Consider the following 9212-nt stretch of genomic DNA (forward strand, 5'->3'; position numbering starts at 1 on the left):
GTGATCGAGAGACATGAACCATCGTCGGTTCGATTGCGCGACATCGACGTCCGGGCCGAGTCCGTCAATGCTGTTCTTTCCCTCGGCTTCTACGCGGTATGCGGAGTGATCGGTCTGTGCCCTCGTCCGCTCCGCCACCAGCTGACGAATGCATTCGTCAGCTGGTCCGAGGCCGTCGACGAACAGCGCTACTCATGAACGCAGTAGGCAGAGGCGCGGTCGGTTCGGCCGCTGCCCTTCTAGGATTCTTCGGGCTCTTTCTGTACTGGCGTCTTCGCTTCTTCTTTCGAGATCCGGACAGGTCGCCACCTGCCGATACGAAGTCGATCGTTGCGCCCGCCGACGGACTCGTCACGTACGTGAAGCGGATCGAAAAGGGCGACATTCCGCACGCGGTGAAGAAGGGGCGGACCATTCCTCTCGAGGAGTTCACCAGTGTGAGCAGCACGGCGAGCGGATACCTGGTGGGAATCTACATGACCGAGTACTCCGTTCACCGCAACCGAATTCCCATTTCGGGAACGATCTCGTTGCGACAACACCGATCTGCGGCCCCGGTCAATCGATCGATGGCACGCGTCGGCGCCAACTTCATCACCAGACATACCCCGTACGACGACGGTTGTGACTACTTGTTCACCAACGAGCGACTGACCATCGCTATCGAACATGTGTCGGGAGCGGTGGTCACCGTGACCCAGATTGCCGACCTGTGGGTCGACAGGATCGTCGCACACGTCGACGTCGGTGACGTGGTTTCCCGTGGCGAGCAGTACGGAATGATCCGCTTCGGTTCGCAGTGCGATGTCTTCCTGCCCGACGAACTCGTCACCGAAATCGAAGCGGTGCCAGGGCAGTATGTCTTGGCGGGACACACGGTGGTGGCGAGGTCACCGATCTCTGTCGACGAAATCTCACCCCCCGAAGAGGAACGATGATCACAGTCAGAGAAGTCACCACACCGGCGCAATGGTCGGAGTTTCGCTCGGTCTCGACGGAGATCTACCGATCCGATCCCTACGGTCTGCCAGACGAATCGATGGACATCGATCGCGTGTTGACGAAGCCGCCGGCCGTCGTTGCCGCTACACGTGCCATCAGGGCGTTCGTTGCGCGCGACGGTGACGTACCGGTCGGTCGCGTGGTCGCCATACATGACCTGAGCTTCACCGAATACACCGACGAGTCCATCGGATTCTTCGGATTCTACGAAGCGATCGACGATCAGGACGTAGCGAACGCGCTGTTGGACGCGGCATCCGGGTGGCTCGCGGACCGAGGTCTGACATCGATGTCCGGGCCGTTCAGTCCATCGATGTTCTACAGCGCGGGCATTGTCGTCGACGAGGCTCCCAAGCTGCCACTGGTCGGTATGCCGCATAACCCGCTCTATTACGCGGAGCATTTCGAGAAGTGGGGGTTGGTCGGCGTCAAGGACTTCTACAGTTACCTGTTCGACGACCCGTACATGCTCTACAAACGTCCCGAGTACAAGCGCCACCTGCAGATATTCGAGAAGGTGAAGGCGCGTTCGGAAGTCACTTTTCGCACGATGAAGTATCGGAACCTGCGTAGTGACGCGCGTATCGTGCAGACTCTGTACAACCGCACATTCACGAACTTCTGGGGATTCTCGCCGCTGTCGTACGCCGAGTTTCTCGAGTTGCTGAAGATGATGCTTCCCATCCTCGATCGAAAGCTCACCCTGCTGGCCGAATTGGACGGCAAACCCGTCGGGTTCCTGATGGCCATTCCGGACGCGAACACCGCGGCGCTGCGGGCCTCTCGGTATTCGTCGAGATGGATGCGTGACCTCGTGACGCTGTGGCATGTGAAGCGTCGACGTCGAGATGTGGTCGACGGGGTGCGCGTGGACATGCTCTTCGTCGATCCGGATTGTCCCGACCGCGCGGTGGCGTCGCTATTGATCATGGAAATGTCGCAGCGGATGAAGGATCGTGGATACACGCGAGTGGAAGCGGCACCTGTGCTCGACGACAGTCCGTGGATGAAAGGGTCGCTGCTCACTCGTGTGGAGCAGTCGCCGCATCGCGTCTATCGGATCTACCGACGTGACCTCACCGAAATCGTGAGAGCAACAAGATGATCGATACGACCGACATCGGGAGCCCGGACACCGGCTCGGCAAGGATCGGTGATCGGTGGGGCCGGCTGATCGCCCGCCAGCGATGGATCGTGGCAGCGGTATGGGTGCTGTTGGCCCTTGCATCCGCATTGATGTACCCGTCGTTGCAGAACGGCCTCGTCGGTGTCAACTTCTCCGTTCCAGGAACCGATTCGAGCCGCGCCGACGAATTGGTCGAGCGTCACTTCGCGTCGTTCGGTTCCGAACAAGTGGTCGTCACGTTCTCGTCGGAGTCGGAGTCGGAGTCGGTGACCGTGCAGGACAGCAACTTTCGCGATCGGGTAACCGAGGTGGTCTCGTCACTTCGGCAGTCGCCCGACGTGGTACGGGTAGTCGATCCGTACGAGTCGGCAGGTTTCGTTCCACAGATTTCCGAAGATCGGACGTCGGCAGTGGCTCTGGTCGGTGTCACGGGTGACGCGCGTGATCGAGTGGCCGTCGCGGAGCGATTGCAGGACTTGCTGTCGTTGGCGTCACAAGACGGAATCGACGTGGCGATCACCGGTTACTCGCCGATGACCGTCGATCTCACTCGAGTCGAATCCGACGACGCCCTCCGTGCCGAAAGCATCGGCCTGCCGATCGCATTCGTGGTGCTGATTCTCGCGCTCGGTTCGGTCGTTGCCGGGATCATCCCGCTGGTGTCCACGGGGGTCGGTCTGCTGGCGGCGTTCGGAGTGTTCTCGTTGCTCTCGAACGTGATGACGTTCGACGTGTTGGTCACCACCGTCGCATCGATGATCGGGCTCGGGCTCGGAATCGACTACTCGCTGTTCATCGTCAGCCGCTTTCGCGAAGAGCTCGCGCGCGCGGGGGTGACGTCGCGGCGTGACCGAGCGCCCATCGACCGGGCGGTCGGGGCGGCGATGGGCACAGCCGGCCACACGATCGTCATCTCGGGTCTGGTGGTGCTGATCGCTCTCGGTGCGTTGACCATCGTCGAAGTTCCTGCGGTACGCAGCATCTCACTGGTGGTAGCCCTGACGGTCACGTGCGTCGTGATCGTGGCGTGGACGCTACTGCCTGCAATTCTCGCGATACTCGGACCGTCGGTCGATACGCTCCCCATCCCGAAGCGACTCCGTCCGGCAACCGTCATGGCAGAGGGGGCAACCGGTGGCACGTGGTGGTCGCGATGGGCCCGCCACGTCATGAAGCGGGCATGGCGGTATACAGCTTTGGCCACTCTCGTTCTGGTCGCCTGCATGGTTCCGATCGGCTCGATCCAGTACGGCGTCGATCTCGGCACCAACGCCCTGAGTGCGGAGCCGAGTGGACGGGCGAACGCCGTCTTGACCGAGAAGTTCGCTCCCGGCACGATCTCTCCGCTCACCGTGGTGTTCACCGGCGCGGACGACCAGCAGCTGACGCCGAGCCAACTCGGCACAGTCGAGGACTTCGCTGCGCGAGTCCGCGCCGACGACCGTGTTGCCTATGCACTGGCTCAGCAGAGTGACGGGCGTTCGATGCTCATCGTGGTGCCCTCGGTTCCTATCGACTCCACTGCCGCATCGGACCTCGTCGGGGAAGTGCGAGCGCAGGCAGTGATGGCGGGTGACGCAGACGGTACGAGTGTGTCGGTCGGAGGAACCACGGCGCTCGCCGCGGATGCGTCGCAGGAGATCTCGAGTATATTGCTGTGGGTTGTCCTCGCCGTGTTGACATTCTCGTTCGTCTACTTGGCGTTCGTGTTTCGTTCTCTGGTGATTCCGGTCAAAGCAGTGGCGATGAATGTCCTCGTCACCGGCGCAGCCCTGGGCCTGACCGTTGCGGTGTTCCAGTGGGGCTGGGCGTCGGAGATTCTCGGATTCGAGAGCTCCGGCTACATCCAGGTGTACCTACCGGTGACGGTGTTCGCTGTGGTGTTCGGTCTGTCGATGGACTACGAGGTATTTCTCATCGGCCGAATGCGCGAGGTCTTCTCCAAGACAGGCGACAACGACGCTGCCATCGCCGATGGAATCGAGCACACGGCCAGGCCCATCACAGCCGCCGCCGCGATCATGATTGCCGTGTTTGCCAGCTTCCTCACTGCGAACGTGTTGGAACTGCAGCAATTCGGGTTTGCACTCGCCGTCGCCGTGCTCTTCGATGCGGTCCTGGTGAGAATGATGTTGGTACCCGCGATGATGAAACTGTTCGGTGCTCGCAATTGGTGGCCGGGCTCGCGCATCGAGTCGAGCATGAACTCTGTCCTGGAGAAGGAGACCGCCTCGCGTTAGCTCGCGAGCGTCAGCGTCTTACCTGACTCGTTTTGCAGATGCGGTCAGGGCTGTTGTAGTCTGGGCGACGGCTTCGAACCAGGTTCCGCTTGCGCGGGTGGCCAGCTCGGATCCGCCCAATCAAGTTCTACCCAAGACCGTTGGTCACCGCGTTTTCGAAGGTCGGTCCTTTTTCAGGACTTTCACGACGGATGTGCGGTTGAAGGTTCGAGGCGACTCGGACGGCCCACGCAGGAGGACGAGGTAAGGGACCTGTTCGATGGTAGTGGGTTTTCGAATCCGTCACCGTCCGCCTGTCTACGCCCCGTGTGCTTCTTGCGCCGGGGCGTTCTTCGTTTCCGAAGGACCCTCTCGCGATCGACATTACTTCCCACGAGAGGAGGCGAAGTATGGCAAAGCCCGAAAAAGTCTCGGCAGTTTCCGAGATCACCGAACAGTTCAAGGGTTCGACGGCTGCCGTCGTCACGGAATACCGTGGACTGTCGGTATCCGGTCTGACTCAGCTCCGGCGTGCGCTCGGCGAGAGTGCCACCTACTCCGTCGCCAAGAACACCCTGGTCAAGCGCGCTGCTGCCGAAGCCGGCATCACCGGGCTGGACGAGTTGTTCGTCGGACCGACCGCCATTGCATTCATCAAGGGCGAACCGGTCGACGCTGCGAAGGCCATCAAGGCTTTCGCTAAGGACAACAAGGCCTTGGTCGTCAAGGGCGGCTACATGGACGGCGCAACGCTGACCGTGGACGAGATCAACAAGATCGCGGACCTCGAGTCCCGCGAAATCTTGCTTGCAAAGCTCGCAGGTGCCATGAAGGGCAACTTGTCGAAGGCTGCAGGTCTGTTCAACGCTCCCGCGTCGCAGATTGCACGTCTGGCCCAGGCATTGGCAGACAAGAAGGCCGCAGAAGCTCCGGCTGCCGCAGAGGCACCCGCTGCCGAAGCACCGGCTGAAGCAGAAGCTCCCGCCGAAAGCTGATCCGCACACAAGCGAACAGCTCCACCCGAAACACTTTTGGTCGCGGATCAGCGACTGGAGTACTTACAGGAAGGACCGCCACCATGGCGAAGCTCAGCACCGAAGAATTGCTCGACCAGTTCAAGGAGCTCACCCTCCTCGAGCTCAGCGAGTTCGTGAAGGCATTCGAGGAGACCTTCGAGGTCACCGCAGCTGCCCCCGTCGCAGTTGCAGCCGCAGGCGCAGCCGGTGCTCCGGCTGAGGCTGCCGAAGAGCAGGACGAGTTCGACGTCGTCCTCGAGTCGGCCGGCGACAAGAAGATCCAGGTCATCAAGGTCGTTCGTGAGGTCGTCTCCGGCCTCGGCCTGAAGGAAGCCAAGGACCTCGTCGAGAGTGCTCCGAAGGCAATCCTGGAGAAGGTCGCCAAGGATGCAGCCGAGGCTGCCAAGGAGAAGCTGGAAGCAGCTGGCGCCAAGATCTCCGTCAAGTAGTTCTGCCGGAATTCTCTTACGAAGGGCCATCCCCACTCGGGGGTGGCCCTTCGTTGTGTCATGTGCATATAAGGGTCCCGTTCAACCGGTCCGGTTCTGTGTGACTTCACAGTCGGCAGATATTGGGTCATCTCACAAATCGGGCGAGTCGTACGCGTGTCGTCGTGATATAGGTCACACTGTCACCAGGATCACGGCCCGACTCGGAGAAGTTATTACTGGGCAGTAAGATCCTGTGTCGGAGCGGACACTCGTGTGCGATAGAGTGACCCAACCCACAACCGGGTTGATGTGTACGAACTGTGGAGGTCAGCGTGGGAGTCGAGGTTTCGGTCGAGGGATTGACCAAGTCTTTCGGGGTCCAGAAGATTTGGCAGGACGTCTCTTTGACGTTGCCGTCCGGCGAAGTCAGTGCACTCCTCGGCCCCTCGGGCACGGGTAAGTCCGTGTTCTTGAAGTCGCTGATCGGACTGCTGCGTCCGGAAGAGGGCAAGATCTTCGTCGACGGAACGGACATCCTGCAGTGCTCCTCGCGTGAGCTCTACGAGATCCGCAAGTTGTTCGGTGTGCTGTTTCAGGACGGTGCGCTGTTCGGTTCGATGAATCTGTATGACAACGTCGCGTTCCCGCTGCGTGAGCACACCAAGAAGTCCGAGTCCGACATTCGGGCGATCGTGATGGAGAAGCTCGAGCTGACGGGTCTGATCGGTGCCGAGGACAAGCTGCCCGGTGAGATCTCGGGTGGTATGCGTAAGCGTGCCGGCCTCGCTCGGGCGCTCGTTCTCGATCCGGAGATCATCCTGGTGGACGAGCCGGACTCGGGTCTCGATCCGGTGCGTACGACGTACATCTCGCAGACGTTGATCGATATCAATGCCGAGATCGATGCGACCATTCTGATCGTGTCGCACAACATCAATCTGGCTCGTACGGTGCCGGACAACATCGGTATGTTGTTCCGTCGTCAGCTGGTGATGTTCGGTCCGCGTGAGGTGTTGTTGACTTCCGATGAGCCAGTAGTGAAGCAGTTCCTGAACGGGACGATGATCGGGCCGATCGGTATGTCGGAGGAGAAGGACGAGGCGCAGATGGCGCACGAGCAGGCGCTCGTCGACGCCGGTCACCATGCTGGTGGTGTCGATGATGTCGAAGGTATTGTGCCGCAGATGAAAGCGACGCCGGGGACTCCGGTTCGGCAGGCGGTGGGGCGCCGTCAGGAACGGGTTCGTCAGATCATTCACACTCTGCCGCACAGCGCCCAGGTAGCCATTCAGGAAAGCCTCGACACGACGGACCCAGGTCAGCAGACACCGGCGTACGCGGGCAGCCAGACCTACGACAACTCCGGCCACGACAACGCGGGCTACGACACTTCCGGTCGTGACACCCCCGGCTACAGCCCCGGCTACGACAACTCGGGCTACGACAACTCGGGCTACGACAACGCCGGCTACGACAACTCGGGTTACGAGACCGGACACAACGATCAGGGCCGCGGCCCTGCGCAGGGGCGGGGACAGTAAGAACTATGGGGGGATCGAAGAAGTCCGCTCTAGCTCCGGCGGGCGCAGCACTCACGCAAGCCGGAAACATCGTCGAACTACTGGTGGAGGTTGCACGCAATACGTTCAGGCGGCCCTTCCAGTTCCGTGAATTCATCGAACAGGCGTGGTTCATCGCGAGCGTCACGATTTTGCCGACGGCTCTGGTGGCTATCCCGTTCGGCGCGGTGGTCTCGTTGCAGACCGGCTCGTTGATCAAGCAGCTCGGTGCCGAGTCGTTCACCGGCGCAGCCAGCGTGCTCGCCGTCATCCAGCAGGGCAGTCCGATCGTGACTGCGCTGCTGATCGCCGGTGCCGCTGGGTCCGCAGTCACCGCCGACCTCGGATCGCGGACCATCCGAGAAGAGATCGACGCGATGAAGGTGCTCGGCATCGATCCGGTGCATCGCCTCGTCGTCCCGCGTGTCCTCGCGATGATTCTCGTCGCGCTGCTGCTCAACGGACTTGTGTCCGTGGTCGGCATTGCGGGCGGCTACTTCTTCAACGTGATCCTTCAGGGCGGCACACCCGGCGCCTATCTCTCCTCGTTCTCGGCTCTCGCGCAGCTGCCGGATCTGTACGTGGCGGAATTCAAGGCAGCCATCTTCGGCCTCATCGCCGGAATCATCGCCTGCTACAAGGGACTGAACCCCAACCCGGGACCCAAGGGCGTCGGTGAAGCAGTGAATCAGACGGTGGTCATCACCTTCCTGCTGCTGTTCTTCGCCAATCTCATTCTTACCCTGGTGTACCTCCAGGTCGTGCCGGCGAAGGGAAGCTGACCCGCAATGACCATCGCCAAAGGTCGTGGCGACCGTACTCTCATGCGCGCGAAGCGAATCGCGGGCGCGCCGCTCACCGTGTTGGACAAAGCGGGCGAGCAGATGTCGTTTTATGCGCGCGCCATCGGGTGGATCCCGCGCACGCTGGTTCACTACAAGAAGGAAGTTCTGCGCCTGCTCGCCGAGGTCACTTTCGGCACGGGAGCGCTGGCCGTCATCGGTGGAACCATCGGTGTCATCGTCATGATGTCCGGCGCCACGGGTGTCGTCGTCGGCCTGCAGGGTTACGCGGCGCTGGAGCAGCTCGGAAGTTCCGTATTGACAGGCTTCCTGTCCGCTTACGTCAACACTCGTGAGATCGCGCCCGTCGTGGCCGGTCTCGCCTTGTCCGCGACGGTCGGAGCAGGATTCACGGCACAGCTCGGCGCCATGCGTATCTCCGAGGAGATCGACGCGCTCGAGGTCATGGCCGTACCCAGCGTGCCGTTCCTGGTGACGACGCGCATGATCGCCGGATTCGTGGCGGTGATTCCGCTGTACATCGTGGGTCTGCTCGCGTCGTACATCGCGTCACGCGGAATCAGTACGATCTTCAACGGTCAGTCGGGCGGATCGTACGACCACTACTTCAATCTCTTCTTGCCACCGGAGGACGTTCTCTACTCGTTCCTCAAGGTGTTGATCTTCGCGTTCGTGTTGATCATGATCCACTGCTACTACGGCTTCCACGCTTCGGGCGGACCGGCGGGTGTCGGTGTCGCAGTGGGCCGGGCCGTGCGGACCGCTATCGTGACGGTTGCTGTTCTGGACTTCTTCCTCAGTCTCGCTATCTGGGGAACCACCACCACAGTGAGGGTTGCCGGATGATCGACTCGCCGTCGCGCTTGAGGCGACTCCTGTTGGGTCTTGCGTTCTTCCTGGTGCTCATTCTCTTCCTAGGATGGTCGATCACCTCGTACAACAAGACGTTCAAGAAGGTCGTCAGTATCGATCTGGTGACCGATTCCGTCGGAAATGCGTTGCCGTCGAACGCCGATGTGAAAGTGCGCGGTCTGATCGTGGGCGAGGTCAGGTCCG

The 9212-nt window shown here is 61.1% G+C and carries 9 protein-coding genes and 1 pseudogene; all 10 read left to right on the forward strand.

Features of this window, described 5'->3' with window-relative positions; all coding sequences use genetic code 11:
* Entirely contained in the window at positions 1-198 is a 198-nt protein-coding gene (locus A2J03_RS18360) for a serine/threonine protein phosphatase (RefSeq protein ID WP_068376671.1), read from the forward strand.
* Positions 195-938: a phosphatidylserine decarboxylase gene (locus tag A2J03_RS18365; protein ID WP_068376674.1), complete on the forward strand. Its 744-nt coding sequence runs from the start codon at positions 195-197 to the stop codon at positions 936-938. The genes A2J03_RS18360 and A2J03_RS18365 overlap by 4 nt, the downstream gene beginning before the upstream one ends.
* Positions 935-2107: a GNAT family N-acetyltransferase gene (locus A2J03_RS18370; protein WP_068376676.1), complete on the forward strand. Its 1173-nt coding sequence runs from the start codon at positions 935-937 to the stop codon at positions 2105-2107. Before A2J03_RS18365 ends, A2J03_RS18370 begins: the two co-directional genes overlap by 4 nt.
* A complete protein-coding gene (locus A2J03_RS18375; protein WP_068376679.1) occupies positions 2104-4368 on the forward strand; it encodes an MMPL family transporter in 2265 nt (754 codons plus the stop codon). The genes A2J03_RS18370 and A2J03_RS18375 overlap by 4 nt, the downstream gene beginning before the upstream one ends.
* A gap of 389 nt (positions 4369-4757) precedes the next feature.
* Positions 4758-5342 carry a 50S ribosomal protein L10 gene (gene rplJ / locus A2J03_RS18380; RefSeq protein ID WP_068376682.1) on the forward strand — a complete coding sequence of 195 codons (585 nt, stop codon included), beginning with the start codon at positions 4758-4760 and terminating at the stop codon, positions 5340-5342.
* 83 nt (positions 5343-5425) lie between these two features.
* Positions 5426-5812: a 50S ribosomal protein L7/L12 gene (rplL, locus tag A2J03_RS18385; RefSeq protein WP_032380460.1), complete on the forward strand. Its 387-nt coding sequence runs from the start codon at positions 5426-5428 to the stop codon at positions 5810-5812.
* A gap of 314 nt (positions 5813-6126) precedes the next feature.
* On the forward strand, positions 6127-7335 hold the full coding sequence (locus A2J03_RS18390) for an ABC transporter ATP-binding protein (protein ID WP_231912594.1): 1209 nt from the start codon (positions 6127-6129) through the stop codon (positions 7333-7335).
* Positions 7336-7340: 5 nt separating this feature from the next.
* Positions 7341-8135, forward strand: a complete 795-nt coding sequence (locus A2J03_RS18395) for an MlaE family ABC transporter permease (RefSeq protein WP_068376689.1) — start codon at positions 7341-7343, stop codon at positions 8133-8135.
* A gap of 6 nt (positions 8136-8141) precedes the next feature.
* Positions 8142-9002: an MlaE family ABC transporter permease gene (locus tag A2J03_RS18400; protein WP_068376692.1), complete on the forward strand. Its 861-nt coding sequence runs from the start codon at positions 8142-8144 to the stop codon at positions 9000-9002.
* Positions 8999-9212 (forward strand): annotated as a pseudogene (locus A2J03_RS30050) (MCE family protein); the annotation flags it as partial. The gene A2J03_RS18400 and the pseudogene A2J03_RS30050, both read left to right, overlap by 4 nt.

The sequence above is a fragment of the Rhodococcus sp. EPR-157 genome (genome assembly GCF_001647195.1).
In the GTDB taxonomy this organism is placed as follows: domain Bacteria; phylum Actinomycetota; class Actinomycetes; order Mycobacteriales; family Mycobacteriaceae; genus Rhodococcoides.